Raw genomic sequence first — 20,736 nt, forward strand, 5'->3', positions numbered from 1 at the left:
CCAAATATCCACCTCCGTCTGCAAACATCTGCAATCCGCCGCCAGCCGGCGCGCGACCGCGCGGCGCGATAGAATTTTGCAGCTTTCGTGACCTTTGCCGAAAGCGGCGCATGTGTGTAGCTTCTTTCGCCTCAGCCCCAGTCGCGCCGCGCCTACCGGTCTTGCGCGAAGCTTAGCAATCAACGGATTGTAGATATCTTGTCGCTGCGATCAGATCGCTGCGATCAGATCACCGGCGAACGGCGGGCTTGACTGCGGAACTGTGCCGACGCCCGCGCTTGAATTGAGGCAGGCAGTGCAGGCCTCGTCACTCCCGCACAATAAAGTTTCCCGCACCTCTTGTATCTTCAGCTTGCGCCCCCATTTGCCAATTGGGCGGCGCCCGTCTTTCTGACATCACAACGCGCTTAGTTCAAGCCGCTCGTGCTGAGCGATTGAGTTCGGCGCGCTGTGTCATGTGGCGTCTCTCTGTTCGAACTCCGATCGTAGCTTGCCGAAACGGCGAAGCGGTCGAACCAGTTCGCGCGCCTTGATCGGTTCTCCGCAGCCACAACTGCGCTTGGGAAATGACGAGGCGTCGAACATCTCGTGCAGTCGATCGCCGACCTTGTCATCTGGAGAAGTTCTATGAACGGTCACGCCTATTCCGTGGGACAATCTGTGAACATTACGGCGTCAAACTTGACGAATGTCAGCACCGTGAGCGTTTACAAGATTGTTGCTGTCCTTCCACCGCTCGGGGCAGACTTTCAGTATAGAATTCGAAGCGATCACGAACCGCATGAGCGTGTCGTTGCGCAAAGCGAGATAGTCGGCGTGCTGCCTGCAAGTGGCGGAGACGAATTCTTCAAGGAGATCCAGAACGCGGTTCCGATTCGTGGCTGAGCGCGCTCGTCCAAAGTTGATCGTAGATGACCTCAGGGCTTTCCAGATGAACGAGCGCTCTCGCCTTCGGCCAACGTCACCCGCAGTAAGACAAGACTTATGAAATGACGATCGAGCGCGCCCGGCCGATAGCTCTCCCGAAACCTTGGCGTATGACTGACATTGGCCGTTGGAAGCAGGCGGCAGAGAATGCGCCGCAGATCGGTGAGATTTGCTTCGAACGCTTCAGCCAGAACGTCCGCACTTCTCAGCTCTTGCTCAAGATGCTGTTCGCCAAGAAGCCGCTCTCCGTTCAGGTTCACCCGGACGACCGCGCTGCGAAAGCTATGGGCCTGCTGAACGGAAAGTCGGAGGCTTGGTATATTCTGGACGCCGCGCGAGGTGCGAAGGTCGCCGTGGGACCAATAGGACGGCTTGACGCCAATCGGGTGCGCAGGGCGATCAAAGATGGCTCGATTGAATCCCTACTTGCGTGGCGCCCCGTAGTCTCTGGCGAGATCGTGCTAGTTCCCGCCGGCACGATTCACGCAATCGGCGCAGGTATCATCCTGGCGGAAATTCAGCAGCGCAGCGATACAACGTTCCGCCTGTTCGACTACGGAAGTTCACGCGAACTTCACGTTGACAACGCCCTCGCCGTCGCAACTCTTGAGCCCACGTCGCCCCAGGCTGCTCCGACACGGATTGACCATTCACGGATGCTTCTCGCGTCCGGAGATCATTTCATTCTCGAACGCTTTGATCTCCCGGCCAATACGGATTGGAGATTAAACGCCGATCAGGAAATTTGGCTGCTCGTGATCTCTGGACGCGGCCATATCGGCAGGTTCGACTGCAAATTAGGCGAAGCTCTCTTCGCCCGAAGCGCGGAGGCCGATATTACTGTCCGCGACGCAGGACTCTCCATCCTCGCGGCCTACACGCCGCCCGGCCCCTTTTCACACCTGTTGCAAGGCGCTGACCCGCCTTCCTCACTCGTCATAGCGCACAAAGATCGAGAGCCCGCCAGCCCGGTCGCGACCAGGAGAGGCTGAATGACATTGCTTTCGGCATCGAGATCATGACAGCGCTCAAGAAAATCGCATTCATTGGCAACTATTTGCCGCGTCGATGTGGCATCGCGACCTTCACGCACGACATCCAGCGAGCTGTCGCCGCCGCCCTCCCGGAAGTTGAAACATCGGTCGTGGCTATGACCGATGTTGGCTGTTCATACAACTATCCCGGAGTAGTCACGGCAGAGATTCATGAAGATTCGTTGGGCGAATATATCGCCGCCGCCGAACGGCTGAATCAGGCGGGTGTCGATATCGTGTCGCTTCAGCACGAATACGGAATATTCGGCGGCGACGCCGGCGGGCATGTCATTGAGCTGTTGTCGCGTCTCGCCATGCCGATTGTCACCACGCTTCATACCGTGCTGGCGAATCCGACTCCGAGGCAACGCGCGGTCATGGATCTGATTATCAACAATTCGATAAAGATCATCGTGATGGCTGACAAAGCTCGCGAGCTTCTGTTGTCTGTGCATGGGATTCCCGCTCACAAGGTTATCGTCATTCCGCATGGAATACCGAACTTTCCCTACCAGGAGACCAGCGTCGCTAAACCGAAATTCGATATGCAGGATCGTTCGACGATCCTGACTTTCGGTCTTCTGTCCCCCAACAAGGGTATCGAGGTGATGCTCGATGCGATGTCGAGAATCATCAAAAGCACGCCAGCAGCCGCTTATATCGTTCTGGGCGCAACTCATCCCAATCTCGTTCGCCGCGAGGGCGAAGCTTATCGGAACCTGCTCGCAGCCCGCGCGCGCGAACTCGGCATTGAAGGGCATGTAACGTTTCTCAACCAGTTCGTCGATCAGCCAACATTGCTGGAATTCATCTCAATGGCCGACGTTTATGTGACGCCGTATCTCAATGAGGCGCAGATGACGTCGGGCACGCTTGCTTACAGCTTTGGCTTGGGCAAGGCCGTCGTGTCGACCCCTTATTGGCACGCCAAAGAGCTGTTGGCGGATGGCCTTGGGATTCTCGTTCCTTTCGGAGATGCCGATGCGCTGAGCCGAGAGGTGTCTGGCCTTCTGACAAATGACGTGAAGCGGCATTCAATGCGCAAACGCGCCTATGAAGCCAGCCGATCGATGATCTGGGGAGAAGTTGCGAAACGCTACTGCTCGGCATTCGAGGCGGCGCGGTCGCAAAGCAAAGCGCCTGAGTTCCCCCCGCTCCTGTCCCGCCGCAGGGAACGAACAATTCCACCGCTACGGTTGAGGCATTTCCTGTCTCTTTGTGATGACACCGGCATACTCCAGCACGCCGTCTATTCCGTCGCCAATCGCGAACATGGATACTGTGTCGACGACAATGCACGCGCGCTTCTTCTGTCCACGGCGCTCTCCATCTCAGGCGATGCGCAATTGTCCTACCTTGTCGCCGCACGTTTTGCCGCATTTATCCAAGACGCTTGGAATCCTGAAAATGGCCGGTTCCGCAATTTTATGAGCTATGGCCGAAGGTGGTTAGAAAGCAGGGGCTCGGAAGACAGTCACGGCCGGACGCTCTGGGCGCTTGGAGACTGCGTCGCAAGAGACCGCGATTCGTCCAGGCGGCGATGGGCCGAGGCGCTGTTCAGGGCGGCGCTGCCCGCCGTAGAATCGTTTGCGTCCCCACGGGCCTGGGCCTTCGCGCTTCTCGGTCTGGATTGCTATTGCACGGTGATGAGCGCAGAGCCGCTCGCTCTCCAGATGCGACACTTGCTCGCCAAGCGTCTTGCTTCCCAGTTCGCGGGCGCCGAGACACACGAATGGACCTGGTTCGAGGACTATCTCGCGTATGACAACGCCCGGCTTTCGCAAGCCATGATCCAGACGGGCATGGGAATTCGGAACCATTCTTACGTGGACACGGGCTTGAAGTCGCTGTCCTGGCTGATGGCGATGCAAACAAGTTCCGAAGGGCTTTTCCGGCCTGTAGGCACGGAAAGCTTCGGCTGCCGCCGTTTACCGCCTGCAACGTTTGACCAGCAACCCGTTGAGGCCGCGGCCACGATCTCGGCCTGCGCTGCAGCCTGGCGAGCGAGCGGCGATAGCCAATGGCGAGCGAGCGCGAAGCGGGCGTTCGGCTGGTTTCTTGGCGACAACGATTTGCATGTGACGCTGATCGACGCCGAAAGCGGCGGATGCGCGGACGGTCTTCATCCCGATCGACGGAATGAGAACAGAGGTGCGGAGTCCGCGTTGTCTTATCTCCTCGGCCTCGTCGAAATCATCCAATTAGAGGATGCGGTCGTGCACGAACGCGCCAAGCCATCGTTTTCACTGCCGCGCGACATTGCGGGCCGTTCGAGCACGTCGCACAAAATTTCTGGGGGCGCGCATCTTGTCTCAATTTCCGCTGCTAGTTCGACAAAGCTTATCCCTACGCCCTGATCCCAGCAGGGTTGTCGTGAGGCCGTTCAAGCCGACGACAGAGCCAAGAGATATGAATGCAAGCGATAAGACACGCGCTGACCACATCGTCGATCGCGTCCTCCGGCTTGACGAGGCTACGGTCGATCGACAGCTTCATGACGTCCTTGAGAATTTTGAGGGGCGCCATCGGAATTTATTGCAGACGTTCGCCTGCAGCGCTGAAGAGATGGAGAACGCGTTTGCGCCGCACGCCCCGCTGAGCCCGCATCAGCGCCTTCTTATCGGGGCGTATTTTCTCCAGGAGTATTCGTTCGAAGCATCGGCTCTCTTCAATCCGAGTATCGTCCGTGACCCTGATCAGTCATCAGCTCCGAAGGACAGCTGCCGCTTCATCCTCAGTCTTCGCGCAGTTGGCGAAGGGCATATTTCGTCACTCACATTTCGCTCGGGCGTCATCGGAGCGACGGGCGAGGTGACGCTTGATCCGACGGCGCGGCTCGCGTGCATTTCTACCGACTTGATCCGCACGCCCTCACCTCACGGAGAACACGTCGAGATCTCGTTCAGACCTGAGGTTGAGCTCAGCGAACGTGTCATCTTTCCAATTACCGACGCTCAGTCGAATGGCATAGAGGACGCCAGATTCGTCGAGTTCGTCGAGGGCGACGACACTCGCTACTACGCGACTTATACTGCCTACAGTGGGCGAGCCATTCGGTCCGAGTTGATCGAAACGAAGGACTTTCGCTCTTTTCGACTTACTCCACTCTCCGGATCGGCCACCCGGAACAAGGGCATGGCTCTATTCCCACGCAAGATCAACGGGCGATACGCGATGATCGCGAGACAGGATAATGAGAATCTCTACCTCCTGTATTCTGATGACATTCGTGCATGGGAAGGCGGGCAAGCGATTCTTCAACCAGAGCAGCCCTGGGAGTTTTTTCAGATGGGAAATTGCGGCGCGCCCATCGAACTCGACGAGGGCTGGTTGCTGCTGACGCACGGCGTCGGGCCCGTTCGCAAATACTCAATCGGAGCAGTTCTTCTCGACAAGGCGAACCCTTCGAAGGTTTTGGGCCGCTCGCGCGAGCCGCTGATCCGTCCGGAATTCTATGAACGCGATGGTTACGTCCCCAACGTCGTCTACACCTGCGGCGCCTTGCGGCATCGCGGCAAGATCATTCTCCCCTATGCAATATCAGACACGTTCTCCAAGTTTGCGGCGATCGATGCCGCAGCGCTTCTCGGCGCGATCGACAGGGGATAAAAGTTAAGCGTCATTGCGGGCTGTCTAGCTGCAACAGTCAGCCTTCACGGCGCAATCCGGTCTATCTAGGCTCGCTTTGGTTCAGACGTGCCGCTCACAGCCAACGTCGGCTATCGGGAGAAACTTTAGGTCATTGACCGGCGGCCTTGGGTCAGTGCCGCCGCTAGCCGCGGATGTCGCGTTTCGGAACCCCAATCGTCTTACGAAGGTCCGCCTAGCGAGCAAGCAGATCCGCCCATGTGTACGCTATTCTGCGCCAGAGCGTTCACATTCGACGAAAGCGCTTTACATCTTCCCGAGATTGGCCGCAGGTTGGCTCTGCGAGTTTCGTGGGGAGATCAAGCAACCGAGGTAGCTAGAAAGAGACAAGAGCAGCGGCGGGATGGCGGCGAAAGTTGCCGCCGAATTTACGCTATCGCCGCCGATTTCCCCTACTCCCACTCAATGGTTCCCGGCGGCTTGCTCGTCACGTCATAGACGACGCGGTTTACGCCCCTCACCTCATTGATGATGCGCGTCGCCGCGCGGCCCAGGAAATTCATGTCGAAGGGGAAGAAATCGGCGGTCATGCCGTCGACCGACGTCACCGCGCGCAGCGCCAGCACATGATCGTAGGTGCGATAATCGCCCATCACGCCGACGGTGCGCACCGGCAGCAACACGGCGAATGCCTGCCAGATCTGGTCGTAGAGGCCGGCGCGCCTGATCTCGTCGAGATAGATCGCATCGGCCTGGCGCAGGATGTCGAGCTTGTCTTTCGTGATGTCGCCGGGCACGCGGATCGCAAGGCCGGGGCCCGGGAAGGGATGACGGCCGACGAAAGCTTCGGGCAATCCGAGTTCGCGCCCCAGAGCACGCACCTCATCCTTGAACAGTTCGCGCAGCGGCTCGACGAGCTTCATGTTCATGCGCGCGGGCAGGCCGCCGACATTGTGGTGCGACTTGATCGTCACCGAAGGCCCGCCTGAAAAACTCACGCTCTCGATCACGTCGGGATAGAGCGTGCCTTGCGCGAGGAATTCCGCGCCGCCGATTTTCTTCGCTTCCGCCTCGAACACATCGATGAAGAGCTTGCCGATGGTCTTGCGCTTTGTCTCGGGGTCGCTGACGCCCGCGAGCGCATCGAGGAACATCTTCTCCGCGTCCACATGGACGAGCGGAATATTGTAGTGGCCGCGGAAGAGATCGACGACCTCCTCCGCCTCCGCCATGCGCATCAGGCCGTGATCGACGAAGACGCAGGTGAGTTGATCGCCGATCGCTTCATGGATCAGCACCGCCGCCACGGCGGAATCGACGCCGCCGGACAATCCGCAGATCACGCGGCCCTTGCCGACCTGCGCGCGGATTTTCGCGATCATCTCGGCGCGATAGGCGGACATGGTCCAGTCCGGCTTGCAGCCGCAGATGTCGATCACGAAATTCCTGAGCAGCTTCGCGCCGTCGGGCGTGTGCGCGACTTCAGGGTGGAACATGGTGGTGTAGAGGCGGCGCTTCTCGTCGGTCGCGACCGCGAAGGGCGCATTTTCCGATGTCGCCTTCACCGAAAAACCATCCGGCAGTTTCGTGACGCGGTCGCCATGGCTCATCCAGACGGGATAGCGGCGGCCCTTCTCCCACACGCCCGCGAACAGCGAGGAGAGTTCGAGGATTTCGACTTCGGCGCGCCCGAACTCCGCGGCGTGGCCGCCTTCGACGACGCCGCCGAGCTGGTGCGCCAGGGTCTGCTGGCCGTAGCAGATGCCGAGGATCGGCAGGCCTGACGAAAAGACTTCCTTCGGCGCGCGCGGGCTGCCCTCATCTGGCACCGAGGCCGGGCCGCCCGAGAAGATCACGCCCTTCGGCTTCATCCGCGCGAAGGCTTCCGCCGCCGACTGGAACGGCGCGAGCTCGCAATAGACGCCCATCTCGCGCACCCGCCGGGCGATGAGCTGGGTGACCTGGGAGCCGAAATCGATGATGAGAATGGAATCGTGCGTCATCTCTGGCGATTAAGCGAAGCGCCGCAGCGGCGCAACGCTTGTCGCGATTTCGTCCACGCATGGTCTCATGCGCGGGGCCGAACAGCTTAAGACCAGAATCCTTCGCAGCCGATCGGAGCCGAGCCGAGCGGCTTCAGCCGCGCCTTCACCTGCTTGCAGGCCCATTCCCGCGCAGGCGCAGGCAGGCGGCTGTTGATCGACACCCAGCCGGCGTCGTCAGGCGAAGTGATGGTGTAGGTCATATAGCCCCAGTAGAGGCAGACGCCGACGACGATGCCAACAATGAGGCCTAGAAAAGCGCGCATGAATGATTTCCCGAAGCCCCACCGGAGATTAACCGCTCCGACGCAGCAATGCGAGGAAAAAGCCATCGGTTCCGGTCCGCGCCGGCGTGAGCAGCAGACCAAGGCCGTCTCCGGCAATGATGTCAGTGCGTTCGCACAGCGCATCAGGGGCGAGCGCCATCTGCTCGCGCGCGTCGACAGGGCTGAATTCGGGATGATCGTTAAGGAAGGCTGAGACGCGGTCCTCGTTCTCCTCGATCAGCGTCGAGCAGGTGATGTAGGCGATACGGCCGCCCGGCTTCACGAGGCGCGCGGCGCGGCCAAGCACGAAGTCCTGCTCGGCCATCCGCTGCTCCAGCGCGCCGGGGCGGACGCGCCATTTGGCGTCTGGATTGCGCCGCCAGACGCCGACGCCGGTGCAGGGCGCGTCGATCAGCACGAGGTCGGCCTTGCCTTCAAGGCCGCGCAGGGGCTCGTCATCCCTGCCCTTCGGCGTCCGGACCTGCACGTTGCGTGCTCCGGCCCGCTCCAGCCGCTGATGGATCGGCGCCAGCCGGCGGGCGTCATTGTCGGTGGCGTAGATCTGGCCGCTGTTGTTCATGGCGGCCGCGAGCGACAAGGTCTTGCCGCCGCCGCCGGCGCAGAGGTCAATGACCTGATCGCCGGGTTCGGCTCCCGCAAGCAGCGCGACGAGTTGCGATCCCTCGTCCTGGATCTCGAACAGGCCCTTCTGGAATTCCTCGGTCGCCTGCAGAGCCGGGCCGCGCCCGCCCTCGCCGGCGGAGAAGCGCAGTCCGACCGGCGAATAGGGCGTGTCCGCCGCGCCGAGATGAGAGAGCTTCTGGCGCAGGGGATCGCGGAGGCTCTTCAGGGAGTTCGCCCTGACATCGACCGGCGCGCGCGTCGCCAACGCGTGCATCTCCCGGGGGAGCGCGTCGCCGAACCGGCGCGACAGGCTGGGCTCCAGCCAGTCCGGAAAATCGCCAGCGATATGAGCCGGCGCATTAGAGAGCACCGCGGCGGGATCGAGCTGCAGCCGGGTCCGCTCATCTTCAGAAATTGATTCAGGGGCGAAACGGTCGCCCGAGCAGAGTCTTGCGATCTCTTCCTCGCTCATCGCGGGAAGCAGCCTGAGCGACCCCAGGAGGACGGCGCGCGGCGTCTCCGCCCCCATCAGCCAGGCGGCCGACGCCTTCTTGCGCAGGGCGTCATAGGTGAGGCTCGCGATCGCGGCCCGATCCTTCGATCCGGCGAAGCGATGGCCGAGGCCCCAATCCTTGAGGGCGTCGGCGGCGGGCCTCCGGCGCGCAAAGATATCGGCCAGAACCTCGATGGCGGCCTGGAGGCGGGCGGCGGGGGTCAAAGTCAGACTCGTTGATGATGCAGGCCTCGCCCGCGCGGATCGCGCGTCGAAAGGCCCCAAAAGCGGCTAGGTTGTCCGCGCTAGCTGTCACGGCTAACCGACAGTGGCAACCTGAACCAACAGGACGATTCGAATGAACCGCGCGCTCCGCCTTTCCGCCCTCGCCCTCTACTGCGCCATGCTGGCCGCCTGCGCCTCGCCGCAGCCGCAGGCGGATCTCTCCCCGCCGGCGCTCAACCAGCGCGACGCGAAGGCCGAGCTTGAATCCGGCCGCAAGCCGACGCTGCGCCGGCAGTGATCGTGTGAGGGGCCGCTCTGCGGCCCCTTCCCGCTCACGCCGCCAAGGGCATACTCACCCTCGTCAGCCATTCCGTGGGCGGCGTCGCCCTGGGATTGTTCAGATACTCCTCGAAACAGGGCGTGTCGCCGGGCTCCCGCCCGCTCTTCGGCAGCCAGGAGCGATAGAGATAGCGATAGGCGCCTCTGAGTTCGGCGTAGGGTCCCTTGTGGATCAACGTTGCGACGATCATCTCGGGCAGTTCGATGATCTTCACCCGCCCGTCGGGTTTGAAATCCGCGCCAACCATCAGTCCCGCGACCGAGCGCAAATCGCGCGCAGGCGTCGCATCGGGATCATCGTAATAGACGCCGAAGCTGCGGGTCTGCGGACCAAGCAATCCGCGCATGCCGGCCCAGGCGAACAGCGGGTCAAACGTCTTGCCGATCTCGTTGTAATCGCCGCGATGATCCATGGCGGCGAGACGGACCGGCGGCGTGCGCTCAACAGTGACCTGATACATGGGATGCTCTCCGGACGGGGTTGACGTGTCCGGATCGCGGGCTCGCTCGCCGCGACGATAGGCGCCGGGCGGAACGCCATAGGAGCCGCCGAAGGCGCGCGTAAACGCCGCCGACGATCCATAGCCCGCCCGCCGCGCGATCGACGCGATCGGCTTCTGCGTCTCGATCAGTTCGAAGGCGGCGCGATGCAGCCGCAAGCGGCGCACCGTATCGCCCACCGTTTCCCCGATCACCGAGGCGTAGATGCGATGGAAATGATAGGGCGACAGCCGCGCCTCCTCGGACAATCGATCGAGGCTGATTTCCTCATCGAGATGATCCGAGACGAATTCAGCGACGCGCTGGATTCGCGTGGCGTAGGAGTCTTGCGTCTGCGCTCTCATCATTGCTCTCCGGACGCTTGACGCCTAGCAGGCGCGGATTGATCCGGGTTGCGGTCTTCGCTGGGACCGCAGCTCAAAGGACTTTCAGCAGAATCCCGACGAACATCGCAAACAGGGCGACGATTCCGACCGCATAGATCTGCGCCCGCACAGGCACGCGGTTAGACCCGGTGTGGATGAAGGTGTGGACGATGCGGCTCGCCACAAAGATCCAGGCGAACAGGGTCATGAGCCAGTTCGTCGCGGCGACATAGGTCGCGACGCCGCAGAGCGCATAGAACAGCACCGGCGTCTCGAACTGATTGGAGAAGTTATTGCCGGCGGCGCGCGCCTCTGGCGGCCAGCCTTCGCCCGACAGCGCGATGTCGGACATCTTCACGCCCGCCTGCCGCGCCTGCACGCGGGCGCGAAACATGATCGCAAGCACGACAAACGTCCAGGCGATCTGCGCCAGCACGGGATAAACGAGATTCATGACGGCCTCTCCTCCGAGAGGTGATCTCGCATGACGAGACGATGGCCGCCAAGTTGCTTATATGTCGATCGGAGCCGCGGAGAGAAAGACGCCTAAATCTCAATACGGACTACGGTGACCAGTCTGGCCGGTATAAGGATTATAATTGCCCCGTGTGCTGTAGTTATCGAGCGTCGTGTTATTCGGATTGGTCGCGCGATAGCTATCAACATACGCGCCGTTTGAATTGTAGTGGGGCTGCACACTGTGGCTGTTCGAATTTGATCCGGTGCCGTAACCGCCATAGCCAGAATTGCGATTGCCATAATATTGAGCCTGCGCGACGCTGCTCAGCGCAGTCAAAGTGATGATTGATATTGCGATTTTCATTTCGGCCTCCCGCGCCCATAGAAGCGCGGCGGCGCGACAGAGTCCATCTCTTCAAAAATCTTGAAGACCTCATCGAGAATTCGCACCCAGCTGAGTTGTCACACTGCCCTCAGGCATCCTGGGCTTCTGGCTGGAGCGGTTGATGCACGGCGATTTGCGCGTCGCGGCCATCACTATGGTGGTCCTCTCTCTGTTTGACTCGACTCCCTTTGGTCATGGAGGCAGTATTCTTTGTGGGGCTGCTATTGGGGGTAAGCGTGCTGCGGGCGCGCGGATTTCTATCTGCTATCTTTCTGGCTTTTGCTTGCATGTCTGCCCGGGCGGCAACCATTCAGGTCTTGCCGGCTTCGGATGGGCTTCCGCCGTTTATCCTCATCATCGGGGAGATGGCGATTGAAGACGTGCCGGCGTTTGCAAATACGGCGCTGCCCTTGCCGAATGCTATCGTCTCGCTCAGCAGCGACGGCGGAAAGGTTTTAGCCGGCATCGAGATTGGCAAGGCTATCCGCCTCAAGGGCTTCTCGACATTGGTGCTCGACAACCAGACGTGCGCCTCGGCTTGTGCTCTTGCTTGGTTGGGAGGGGCAAAGCGATTTGCGTCTCAGTCGGCGCGGATAGGTTTCCACGCCGCTTACATGAACACGCAGCGAAACAAGGAGGTTGCGTCAGTCGGTAATGCATTGGTGGGCGCATACCTAAACCAGCTAGGCCTTTCGTCGAGCGCGATTGCTTACGTCTCGAAAGCTGCACCAGACGACATGCAGTGGCTCAATTTCGATGAAGCGCGGCGGTACGGAATTGAGGTCTCCGCTCTGCCTGGCGCGGATAAATCGACAACGATGGGAGGCTCAACCTCGCCTGCCCCGTCGCAGCCAGCGCCACAAGTCGCAACGACCACACCAGGCATGTCCAAGCCGCCCACAGCTTCGCCTCCATTGGCGTTACAAGCGCCGACATCACCCACGCAAGCAGTGAAGCCCCCAGCATATTTCGCGGACTATCCGACGCCATTTCTTCATCCCGGCCCGAACGCGCAGCCCGTGTTCGATACTCAAGGTAAATACGCGTTTCGGACGAGGCTGCGCGCTGCCGCCAGTGCCGGCCCGAAGTTCGGCGGACGGTACGCGGTGGCTCAATGGGGCTGCGGCACGTCATGCGTAACGGGCGGCATCGTCGACAGCGTCACGGGAGCGGTCACCTTCTTCCCAGGAACATTCTCGGGCTGGGGCTCGGTCGACAGCTCCTTCGACGCTGTTCAGTTCCGCATGAACAGCTCCCTTATTGTTTTGTCAGGAATGTTCAACGAGGTCGCTCCAATCGGCTCACACTATTTCAATTTTGATGGCTCATCGTTCCGCTACCTCGGAAGCGTTCTGACAAGCGACGATTTCCGCGTGCAATACGGCGTACAGAGACTTCCACATATCGCGCGGTGAACGCATCGCAGGGACACAGACAAGAGCATCAATGAGACGCACGTTTTTCTTCACAATTTTCGCAGCTGTCGCAGCGGGGTGCGTGCCCGCTCAAAATAGCTCATTCGTGGGGCCATCTGGCGCGGCCGTGAACACCGTGAAATGCAGCCAGTCGCCGCAGAGCTGCTATCAGGAGGCGACAAAGATTTGCAGCGGCCGTCCCTACCAAGTGTTGGACAGCGAAAGCCATGCCGGTGGCCTGATCGCTGACGTGCTGCCCGGTCCCGTGACTTGGTACAGCATGTCTTTCAGCTGCGGCGCATCAGATGGGCGCCTTGCGGCATTTCCGTTTCGAGGACCGGGCTATAGAACGCCGGCTGTCACAAACTGCCAGCGTTTCGGCAATTCAGTGAGCTGCCAATCCTTCTGATGATGAAGACCGCCGTTGCCGGCACTCTCTGTCATTTTATTCGCATGGTTCCATTCGATTGCTGTCGCGCAATCCGCCTTTTCGATTGTACGTTCCGGCAATCTTTCGTGGCGGACGCAATGGTTATCCGAGGCCGCGCAAATTTGCTCGCAGCGGAAGAGAGCCCATTGATCTTCAAATAAAAGAACTTTTGAATAAGCCATGAAAAGCCGCCCCGCTTGAAGCGGGGCGGCTTGGATAATTCACGCGCTTCGAAACGTCAGAGATACATGTTGCGTTCGCGAATGATTTCTTCCGGCGTGCGCGGCCGGCCGTCCGGATCGAACTTCGTCCAGCCTTCCCTGCGCCAGTTCTCGCGACGCTCGTTCATGTCCCAGGGCTCATGCGCGTCGAGAATATCGAGCACGCGCGTTTCCTGGGAATCGTCGACCTTCACTGACACCAGCGCGCCGCCGCGGCGCACGCCCTCGGCGTACATGCTTGCGTCGTCAGCCGACATGCCGGTCTCGTTGAGCGCGCCGATCAGGCCGCCCGCCGCCGCGCCCGCGACCGCGCCCGCGACCGCGCCAGCCGCTGTCGAGGCGAGCCATCCCGCCGCCACCACGGGACCCAATCCCGGGATCGCCATCACGCCGAGCCCCGCAAGGAGGCCCGCTCCGCCGCCGAGCGCCGTGCCGACGCCCGCGCCGGTCGCGGCGCCATCGCCCGTCGCGCTGTCGTTGCGATTGCTGACAAGGCTGATGGCTTCGGAATCGACGCCAGCCGCCTCGAGCGCATTCACGACCTCCTGCGCTTCGGAGTAATTGTCATAGACGCGCGTAATCGTCGTCATCATGTTCCTTCTCCCTTAAGAGTTGCGCTTACTGGCTGGTGACGTTGCCGCGGAAATCGACGGCAACGGACATCGACTTGCCGTCCTTCGTCGCGCTGCCGCGCCACACGCCCTTCTCGTCTTTCTGCAATTCCGACACCGCCGAGAATCCGCTCGCTTCGATGCGTGACTTCGCCTGCGACTGCGTGAAGCTGTTGGCGCCTGCGAGCGGCGCATTCGCGTCAGGCTTCGATGGCGTGCTGCCGGTGGTCGCAGGCTCATTCGCCGAGCCCATCGGCGGCGCCATCTTCTCAGCCGGCGCGGCAGGCGCGGTCGGCTGTGGCGACGGCGGCGAAGACGGCGCAGTCTGCGCGATTGCGGCGGTCGAAAGGAGCGCCGCGGCAAATGACAGTCCAATCAGGTGTTTCATGTCGTCCTCCGAAAGCGAACCCATGCGTCAGCTTCGGAATGCGGAGGCGCGAGCGATGTTCCAGCGATTGATATTGTTCCATCGCGCAAGCAGAAGCGCGCAGATGTGAGAACGCCATCCACGGCTTTCGAGCTGCAGCAGAGACGACTCCCGCGCGCCGCGGCGCGGGATCAGATCAGTCGTCGCATTCGCGCCGCCTGTTGCGGCGCGATCAATTCATTTAATTTGCTGGCGACGCTTTCGTTCAGCTCCGCCCGGGATAATTCGGGCTCTCGCGCGTGATCGTCACGTCGTGGACATGGCTTTCGCGCAGGCCCGCCGATGTGATCTTCATGAATTCCGCTTTCTCCCGGAACTCCTTCAGCGTCTTCGCGCCGACATAGCCCATCGAGGCGCGCAGACCGCCTGCGAGCTGATGCACGACATTGCTCACAGGCCCCTTGTAGGGAACCTGCCCCTCAATGCCTTCCGGAACGAGCTTCATGGTGTCGCGAATATCGGCCTGGAAATAGCGGTCCGCCGAACCGCGCGCCATTGCGCCGACCGAGCCCATGCCGCGGTAGGATTTGTAGGAACGCCCCTGCCAGAGAAAGGTTTCGCCGGGCGTTTCTTCCGTGCCTGCGAGCAGCGAACCGACCATCGCGACTTCTGCGCCGGCGGCGAGCGCCTTCGCGAGATCGCCGGAGAATTTGATGCCGCCATCGGCGATGCAGGGAATATCCGCTTTCAGCGCGACGGAGGCCGCGTCCATGATCGCAGTCAATTGGGGCACGCCGACGCCTGCAATCATGCGCGTCGTGCAGATCGAGCCCGGGCCAATGCCGACTTTCACCGCATCTGCGCCGGCGTCGATCAGCGCCTTCGTTCCCTCCGCCGTTGCGACATTGCCGGCGACGACCTGCACGGAGTTCGACAGTTTCTTCACGCGCGAGACGGATTCGAGCACGCTGACGGAATGGCCGTGCGCCGTGTCGATCACGATCACGTCGCAACCTGAATCGATCAGCATCTCCGAGCGCGCGAAGCCCTTGTCGCCTGTGGTCGTCGCGGCGGCGACGCGCAGGCGTCCCTGCTCGTCCTTGCAGGCGTTGGGATAGGCGATCTGCTTTTCCATGTCCTTGACGGTGAGCAGGCCGACGCAGCGATAATTCTCGTCGACGACGATCAGCTTCTCGATGCGATACTGGTGCAGCAGGCGGCGCGCCTCGTCCTGGGTGACATTCTCGCGCACCGTGATCAGCCGCTCCTTCGTCATCAGTTCGGAGATGCGCTGCATCGGGTTCGACGCGAAGCGCACGTCGCGATTGGTGAGGATGCCGACGAGCTTGCCTTTCTGGCCGTTCGGGCCGCGCTCAACCACGGGAAATCCGGAGAAGCCATGACGCTTCATCAGCGCCTGCGCATCGGCCAGCGTCTCATCGGGATGGATGGTCAGGGGATCGACGACCATGCCTGACTCGAAGCGCTTCACCTTGCGCACCTCGTCCGCCTGCGCTTCCGGTTCGAGATTGCGGTGGATGACGCCAAGCCCGCCGGCCTGCGCCATGGCGATCGCCATGCGCGCCTCCGTGACCGTGTCCATGGCCGAGGCGATGAGCGGAATGTTGAGCGCGATCCGCTTCGTCAGGCGGGTGCGGAGATCGGCGTCGGCCGGCATCACTTCGGAGCGCCCCGGACGCAGGAGGACGTCATCGAAAGTGTAGGCTTCGCGGATGGGCTGATCTACGATGACGGCCATGGCCAACTCCTCTGCGGCCGGCAACGGACGGGCTCTGAAGCCCGGCCTCGCGGAGGCCGAAAACACAAAGGCCGCCCTGAACGAATCGGACGGCCCTGACGGGTTGGCGATTGCGGTTAGCACGCGCGTCCTGCGGTGGGAAGCGGCGAATCTTCACGCTGTCGGGAAAGGTCCGCGCCCCTTGTGCGGCCCGGCGGCCGGATTAGGCTTTCATCATTTCAGGGAGGATTTCATGACCAACCGCGCCGCCTTCCAGAGCATCGTGGATCAGGCCTACGCCGCCCGGGTCGCTGGCGATGTAGACGCGCTCATGGCCTGTTTCGCGCCGGACGCGACCTTCCGGCTGGCGGGGTCACCCGAATCCTCACCCGGCGCGATGAAGGCCACGGGCGCAGCCGAAATCCGTCCGATGATGGAGCAACTCTGCCAGGCCTGGGAATTTATCGGGCGTGAACAGCTCTCCTTCGTCACCGATGGCGACAATGTCGCGGTTCACAGCGCGATCGAAGCCAAATTTCTGCCCAGCAACGAAATCGTCGAGACCGAGTTTCACGATCTCTGGACGATCCGGGACGGCAAGATCGCGTCGCTGATCCAGTTCGTCGACACAGCCATGATCAATGCGGTGATCGGCCGGGCGCAGCTCAACGGCTTCCTGCCGAAGACGCCCTAGCTGCTAGCCTTGGGGCTTGTCGCCGCCGCAGACGTCGGCGGCCGGCGCGGCGTCGAACACGCCGAAGCGCCAGTTGCCGCACTTGTCGCAGGCGGAGAGAAGAAGCGCGACCGCGACGACGCCGGCCAGCCGGCAAAGATGCGCCATGGCGCGAACTCCCTGTTGATCGCGCGCAGAATAGGCGCCGCGCCGGCTTCGATCAATTGTCACGCCTGGCGCGCCGCCCAGCGGCCGATGATCGCACGCAAGGCGCCGAGCCCGTCGGTCAACGCCGCGGGGCCGGGCTGGAGGACCAGCGGCGACTTGATCTCGTGAAGTTCGCCGTCGCGCACAGCAGGAATGGCTGTGAAGCCAGGCCGCTCCGCGAATTTCTCCGGTCTGAATTTCTTGCCGCACCAGGAGCCGATGACGATGTCGGGCGCCGCGGAAATGATGTCATCGGCCGTCACAAAGCGTTCCGTCGCGGCCTTGCCGCGCGAGCGATCGGCGAACACGTCGATCCCGCCCGCAATCTCGACGAGTTCCGACACCCAGCGGATGCCCGAGATCATCGGCTCGTCCCATTCCTCGAAATAGACGCGCGGTCGCACCGGCGTCATGTCGGCGTCGGCGCGTGCGACGCCGATCCTTGTTCTCAGATCGGCGATCAACGCACTCGCGCGTTCGCTTGCGCCGACCATCGCTCCGACGAGCGCGATCATGTCGAAGATTTCCGCGACCGATCTCTGATTGAAGGCGTGGACGGCGACGCCGGCGCGGATCAGCGCCGCGACGATGTCGGCCTGCAAGTCGGAGAACGCCAGCACGAGATCGGGATCGAGCGCCAGGATCGCGGGAATATCGGCGCTGGTGAAGGCCGACACGCGCGGCTTCTCCCTGCGCACGCGCGGCGGCCTGACCGCATAGCCCGACACGCCAACGATGCGCGCCTCCTCGCCAAGGAGATAAAGCGTCTCGACCGTCTCCTCGGTCAGGCAGACGATGCGTGAAGGCGGAAAGCTCACGCGACCGCGGGGCGCGACGCGGGCAATTGCCGTGCGAAATAGCGCACGCTCTTGGCGCCGCCATGGATCGAAGCGGCGCCGACCTCATGGAATTCAAGCGCCGCATGAAATGCATCGGACGCAGGATTGGGCGGATCGGAATTCACTTCGCAGACAATCAGCCCATGACCGCGCAGGGACGCTTCCTCGAACAGATCTTCATAGAGCAGCCTGGCGTAACCGCGCCCGCGCGCCGCGGGGCTCACGGCGATGCGATCGATGTATATGAAATTGGAATAGCGCGCGTGAAACCAGAGAAAGTTCGGGCTGTCGTAGTCCGCGTTCTGGTCGAACGCCATCAGGAACGCGTCCGCATCGATCTTCCGCGCATAGAAGGCGCGCGAGATCAGTTCGCGCCAACGCTGCTCCGTGAGAAAGGAAAGCTCGGCCGCATGCGCATTGTTGAGCGCAAGCAGCGCAGGCTCGTCGGTCGCGAGTTGCGCGATCACGCCGGCTCGCGCGCCAATCGTCGCACCGCATCAAGCAGATCGGCGGGCTGATCGCAGATCGCCGCCGGGTTCGCAGCCGCCAGACGCTCCTGACCATGGCCCCACGACACGCCGACGCAACGCACGCCGTTTTGACGCGCGCCCTCGACGTCAAACGGCGTATCGCCGATCATGATCGCATCGTCAGGCTCGATCCCGTAGAGCGCCAGCATCCAGGCGATGAGATCGCCCTTGTTGTCGCGCACGCCATCGAGCTCAGCGCCATGCAGCTCTTCGAAAAATTCCAGCACGCCGAAATGAGCGGCGATCTTGCGCGCATAGACATGCGGCTTCGAAGTGCAGATGAACATGCGGAAGCCGTCATCGCGCAGCGCCGACAGCGCCTCGCGCATGCCGTCATAGACTTCAGCGTCATACATCAGGCCGCCGGTGTATTTCTCGCGATAAAGCGCGACGCCACGCTCGACCTGATCGGCCGGCACGCCGATCTTTGGCAAAACGCTGCGCAGCGGCGGCCCGATCACCCAGCGCAGATCGTCACCCGGCTTTGGCGCGACGCCGAGTTCGTTCAGCGCATGACGCACCGAACCGATGATGCCGGCGGCCGGTTCGACGATGGTGCCGTCGAGATCGACGAGAAGGGAAGCTCGTTTGCTCATGAGGCGTCGCCGCCGCGAAAGCCGGTGGCGAGAACATAGAGCTCGGATGAATCCGCGCGGCTCGCCGCCGGCTTGATGTGGCGCACCTGCGCGAAGTCGCGCTTCATTTCGGTGACGAGCGTCGCGGTGTCGCCGCCCTGGAACAATTTCACGAGAAAGAATCCTCCTTGCGCCAGCACCTCGCGGGCGAATTGCAGCGCCGCCTCCGCGAGCCCGATGATGCGGAGATGGTCGGTCTTCTTGTGGCCGGTGGTGTTGGCCGCCATGTCGGACATGACGCCGTCGGCCGGGCCGCCGATCATCGCCTTCAGCTTTTCGGGCGCTGAATCGTGCATGAAATCGAGCGCGATGAAGTCGACGCCGGGAATGGGCTCGATCTCGAGGAGATCGATGGCGGCGACAGCGCCCTCGCCCTTCTCGCGGCCGAGTTTCTTCGCGGCGATCTGCGACCAGCCGCCGGGCGCGGCTCCGAGATCGACGATGCGCTGGCCGGGCTTCAAGAGCTTATATTTCTCGTCGATCTCGATAAGCTTGTAGGCCGCGCGAGAGCGATAGCCGTCACGCTTGGCGCGCACGACGAAGGGGTCGTTGAGCTGCCGTTCAAGCCAGCGCTGCGACGAAGGCGTCCTGCGATGCGCCGTCTTCAATCTGACGCCGAGGTCGCGATCGCCCCGGCCGCCGCCTGTCTTCACACCTGTCGCTCCGCGGACGACCAGCAGCGGTCGGCCGCCATCATCTGGGTCAGGAGCCCTTCCCTCAAGCCGCGATCGGCGATGCGGAGCCGTTCGCTGGGAAAGGCGCGGCGAATGGCTTCGAGGATGGCGCAGCCGGCCAGCACGAGGTCGGCGCGGTCGCGGCCGATGCAGCCATTCAACGCCCTGAGGTCGTAGGGCATCCGGCGCAGCCTGGCCATCACCGAGTCGACCTCGCAATTGCGCATCCACAAGCCGTCGACGCGGCGCCTGTCGTAGCGCTGGAGATCGAGGAACACGCCGGCGATGGTGGTCACCGTGCCCGACGTGCCGAGAAGATGGAAATTCCGGCAGCGCGCCAATGGCGCCACCTGCTCCTTGAACGGCGCCAGCGCGCGGTCGGCCTCGGCCACCATCAATTCGAACTGCTCGTCGGTGACGCATTCGCCGCCATAACGCTCCGCGAGCGTCACGACGCCGAGCGGCAACGAAGTCCAGCAGCGCACGCGCTCCCCGAGCGAGCCGCCGCAATTGCTGCGATCGAGCCAGACGATCTCGGATGAGCCGCCGCCAATGTCGAACAGGATGAGATTTCCGGCGTTGGGATCAGCCAGCGCCTCGCAGCCGGCGGCGGCAAGATGGGCCTCGGTGCGCTGGTCGACGATATCAAGCGAGAGATTGAGTTCGCGGCGCACGCGCTCGACGAAGCGCGAACCATTCTCGGCCATGCGGCAGGCCTGCGTCGCGATCATATGGGCGCGGGTGACGCGACGCGCCCGCATCTTGTCGCGACAGATACGCAGCGCCGCCATGGTGCGGCGGATCGCGGCCTCGCTGAGCTGGTTCGAGCGCCCGAGGCCCTCGCCCAGCCTGACGATGCGAGAGAACGCGTCGATGACGGAAAATCCATGGTCGGTCGGCGTCGCGACCAGCAGACGGCAATTGTTCGTGCCAAGATCGAGAGCGGCATAAACCTGCTTCGGCGCCGACGCGCGCGCAGGTGGCGGCTCGTGCCGCGGCGCGGCCTCTGCAAGGCCCGACTCGGTGAAAGGCGCCATCGCGCACTCCCCATCCGTCGGCTTCCCAACCGGCGGACACTTGGCCGAAGTGAACCATGCATGATCCGGACCGGCAAGCCGGCTTCCGATCCGGTGAAACGCCTGATCTAG

The 20,736-nt window shown here is 62.2% G+C and carries 23 protein-coding genes; 7 read left to right on the plus strand and 16 right to left on the minus strand.

The features are described 5' to 3' along the window. Positions 1-627: 627 nt before the first annotated feature. From L8F45_RS12420 to L8F45_RS12435, 4 genes are all read left to right on the plus strand, one after another. Complete coding sequence (locus tag L8F45_RS12420) at positions 628-885, plus strand: hypothetical protein (protein WP_342363172.1); 258 nt, start codon at positions 628-630, stop codon at positions 883-885. 104 nt (positions 886-989) lie between these two features. After that, positions 990-1,919 carry a class I mannose-6-phosphate isomerase gene (locus tag L8F45_RS12425; protein ID WP_342363173.1) on the plus strand — a complete coding sequence of 310 codons (930 nt, stop codon included), beginning with the start codon at positions 990-992 and terminating at the stop codon, positions 1,917-1,919. Between the two features lie 26 nt (positions 1,920-1,945). Continuing rightward, a complete protein-coding gene (locus L8F45_RS12430) occupies positions 1,946-4,318 on the plus strand; it encodes a glycosyltransferase family 4 protein (protein WP_342363174.1) in 2,373 nt (790 codons plus the stop codon). Next, the gene (locus L8F45_RS12435) at positions 4,269-5,570 is read left to right on the plus strand and encodes a glycoside hydrolase family 130 protein (RefSeq protein ID WP_342363175.1); all 1,302 of its coding nucleotides are present in this window, start codon (positions 4,269-4,271) and stop codon (positions 5,568-5,570) included. Before L8F45_RS12430 ends, L8F45_RS12435 begins: the two co-directional genes overlap by 50 nt. Before the next feature lie 431 nt (positions 5,571-6,001). Here the strand turns inward: L8F45_RS12435 and guaA are convergent, their stop codons facing one another. The 3 genes from guaA to L8F45_RS12450 all read right to left on the minus strand — a co-directional run bounded on the left by guaA (position 6,002) and on the right by L8F45_RS12450 (position 9,199). Continuing rightward, positions 6,002-7,552 carry a glutamine-hydrolyzing GMP synthase gene (gene guaA / locus L8F45_RS12440; protein ID WP_342363176.1) on the minus strand — a complete coding sequence of 517 codons (1,551 nt, stop codon included), beginning with the start codon at positions 7,550-7,552 and terminating at the stop codon, positions 6,002-6,004. A gap of 86 nt (positions 7,553-7,638) precedes the next feature. After that, positions 7,639-7,857, minus strand: a complete 219-nt coding sequence (locus L8F45_RS12445) for a hypothetical protein (RefSeq protein WP_342363177.1) — start codon at positions 7,855-7,857, stop codon at positions 7,639-7,641. Positions 7,858-7,885: 28 nt separating this feature from the next. Next, the gene (locus L8F45_RS12450; protein ID WP_342363178.1) at positions 7,886-9,199 is read right to left on the minus strand and encodes an RsmB/NOP family class I SAM-dependent RNA methyltransferase; all 1,314 of its coding nucleotides are present in this window, start codon (positions 9,197-9,199) and stop codon (positions 7,886-7,888) included. A gap of 133 nt (positions 9,200-9,332) precedes the next feature. On the opposite strand from L8F45_RS12450, the gene L8F45_RS12455 reads away from it, so the two are divergent. Further along, positions 9,333-9,497: a hypothetical protein gene (locus L8F45_RS12455; RefSeq protein WP_342363179.1), complete on the plus strand. Its 165-nt coding sequence runs from the start codon at positions 9,333-9,335 to the stop codon at positions 9,495-9,497. A 34-nt stretch (positions 9,498-9,531) separates the two neighbouring features. On the opposite strand, the gene L8F45_RS12460 is transcribed toward L8F45_RS12455, so the two are convergent. From L8F45_RS12460 to L8F45_RS12470, 3 genes are all read right to left on the minus strand, one after another. Then, on the minus strand, positions 9,532-10,386 hold the full coding sequence (locus L8F45_RS12460; protein ID WP_342363180.1) for an AraC family transcriptional regulator: 855 nt from the start codon (positions 10,384-10,386) through the stop codon (positions 9,532-9,534). A gap of 70 nt (positions 10,387-10,456) precedes the next feature. After that, positions 10,457-10,858, minus strand: a complete 402-nt coding sequence (locus L8F45_RS12465) for an MAPEG family protein (RefSeq protein ID WP_342363181.1) — start codon at positions 10,856-10,858, stop codon at positions 10,457-10,459. A gap of 99 nt (positions 10,859-10,957) precedes the next feature. Continuing rightward, on the minus strand, positions 10,958-11,227 hold the full coding sequence (locus L8F45_RS12470) for a hypothetical protein (RefSeq protein ID WP_342363182.1): 270 nt from the start codon (positions 11,225-11,227) through the stop codon (positions 10,958-10,960). 215 nt (positions 11,228-11,442) lie between these two features. On the opposite strand from L8F45_RS12470, the gene L8F45_RS12475 reads away from it, so the two are divergent. Then, positions 11,443-12,663 (plus strand): hypothetical protein, encoded by a 1,221-nt coding sequence (locus tag L8F45_RS12475; RefSeq protein WP_342363183.1) that lies wholly within the window; start codon positions 11,443-11,445, stop codon positions 12,661-12,663. 342 nt (positions 12,664-13,005) lie between these two features. Here the strand turns inward: L8F45_RS12475 and L8F45_RS12480 are convergent, their stop codons facing one another. The 4 genes from L8F45_RS12480 to guaB all read right to left on the minus strand — a co-directional run bounded on the left by L8F45_RS12480 (position 13,006) and on the right by guaB (position 16,051). After that, complete coding sequence (locus tag L8F45_RS12480; protein ID WP_342363184.1) at positions 13,006-13,275, minus strand: hypothetical protein; 270 nt, start codon at positions 13,273-13,275, stop codon at positions 13,006-13,008. A gap of 56 nt (positions 13,276-13,331) precedes the next feature. Further along, the gene (locus L8F45_RS12485) at positions 13,332-13,904 is read right to left on the minus strand and encodes a general stress protein (protein WP_342363434.1); all 573 of its coding nucleotides are present in this window, start codon (positions 13,902-13,904) and stop codon (positions 13,332-13,334) included. 28 nt (positions 13,905-13,932) lie between these two features. Beyond that, on the minus strand, positions 13,933-14,313 hold the full coding sequence (locus tag L8F45_RS12490) for a PepSY domain-containing protein (protein WP_342363185.1): 381 nt from the start codon (positions 14,311-14,313) through the stop codon (positions 13,933-13,935). 244 nt (positions 14,314-14,557) lie between these two features. Continuing rightward, positions 14,558-16,051 carry an IMP dehydrogenase gene (guaB, locus tag L8F45_RS12495; RefSeq protein WP_342363186.1) on the minus strand — a complete coding sequence of 498 codons (1,494 nt, stop codon included), beginning with the start codon at positions 16,049-16,051 and terminating at the stop codon, positions 14,558-14,560. A gap of 232 nt (positions 16,052-16,283) precedes the next feature. Between guaB and L8F45_RS12500 the strand changes: the two genes are divergently transcribed. Continuing rightward, positions 16,284-16,724, plus strand: a complete 441-nt coding sequence (locus tag L8F45_RS12500; RefSeq protein ID WP_342363187.1) for a nuclear transport factor 2 family protein — start codon at positions 16,284-16,286, stop codon at positions 16,722-16,724. Between the two features lie 3 nt (positions 16,725-16,727). On the opposite strand, the gene L8F45_RS12505 is transcribed toward L8F45_RS12500, so the two are convergent. Genes L8F45_RS12505 through L8F45_RS12530 form a run of 6 tightly spaced genes read right to left on the minus strand, consistent with a single transcriptional unit; the run spans position 16,728 to position 20,625 of the window. Continuing rightward, positions 16,728-16,871 carry a hypothetical protein gene (locus L8F45_RS12505; protein ID WP_342363188.1) on the minus strand — a complete coding sequence of 48 codons (144 nt, stop codon included), beginning with the start codon at positions 16,869-16,871 and terminating at the stop codon, positions 16,728-16,730. A gap of 59 nt (positions 16,872-16,930) precedes the next feature. Beyond that, on the minus strand, positions 16,931-17,728 hold the full coding sequence (locus L8F45_RS12510; RefSeq protein WP_342363189.1) for a cobalamin-binding protein: 798 nt from the start codon (positions 17,726-17,728) through the stop codon (positions 16,931-16,933). After that, complete coding sequence (locus L8F45_RS12515) at positions 17,725-18,216, minus strand: GNAT family N-acetyltransferase (protein WP_342363190.1); 492 nt, start codon at positions 18,214-18,216, stop codon at positions 17,725-17,727. The genes L8F45_RS12510 and L8F45_RS12515 overlap by 4 nt, the downstream gene beginning before the upstream one ends. After that, positions 18,213-18,875: an HAD hydrolase-like protein gene (locus tag L8F45_RS12520; RefSeq protein ID WP_342363191.1), complete on the minus strand. Its 663-nt coding sequence runs from the start codon at positions 18,873-18,875 to the stop codon at positions 18,213-18,215. Before L8F45_RS12520 ends, L8F45_RS12515 begins: the two co-directional genes overlap by 4 nt. After that, positions 18,872-19,567: an RlmE family RNA methyltransferase gene (locus L8F45_RS12525; protein WP_342363192.1), complete on the minus strand. Its 696-nt coding sequence runs from the start codon at positions 19,565-19,567 to the stop codon at positions 18,872-18,874. Before L8F45_RS12525 ends, L8F45_RS12520 begins: the two co-directional genes overlap by 4 nt. Beyond that, positions 19,564-20,625 carry a Ppx/GppA phosphatase family protein gene (locus tag L8F45_RS12530; RefSeq protein WP_342363193.1) on the minus strand — a complete coding sequence of 354 codons (1,062 nt, stop codon included), beginning with the start codon at positions 20,623-20,625 and terminating at the stop codon, positions 19,564-19,566. The genes L8F45_RS12525 and L8F45_RS12530 overlap by 4 nt, the downstream gene beginning before the upstream one ends. Positions 20,626-20,736 lie beyond the last annotated feature (111 nt).

This window comes from Terrirubrum flagellatum, assembly GCF_022059845.1.
In the GTDB taxonomy this organism is placed as follows: Bacteria; Pseudomonadota; Alphaproteobacteria; order Rhizobiales; family Beijerinckiaceae; genus Terrirubrum; species Terrirubrum flagellatum.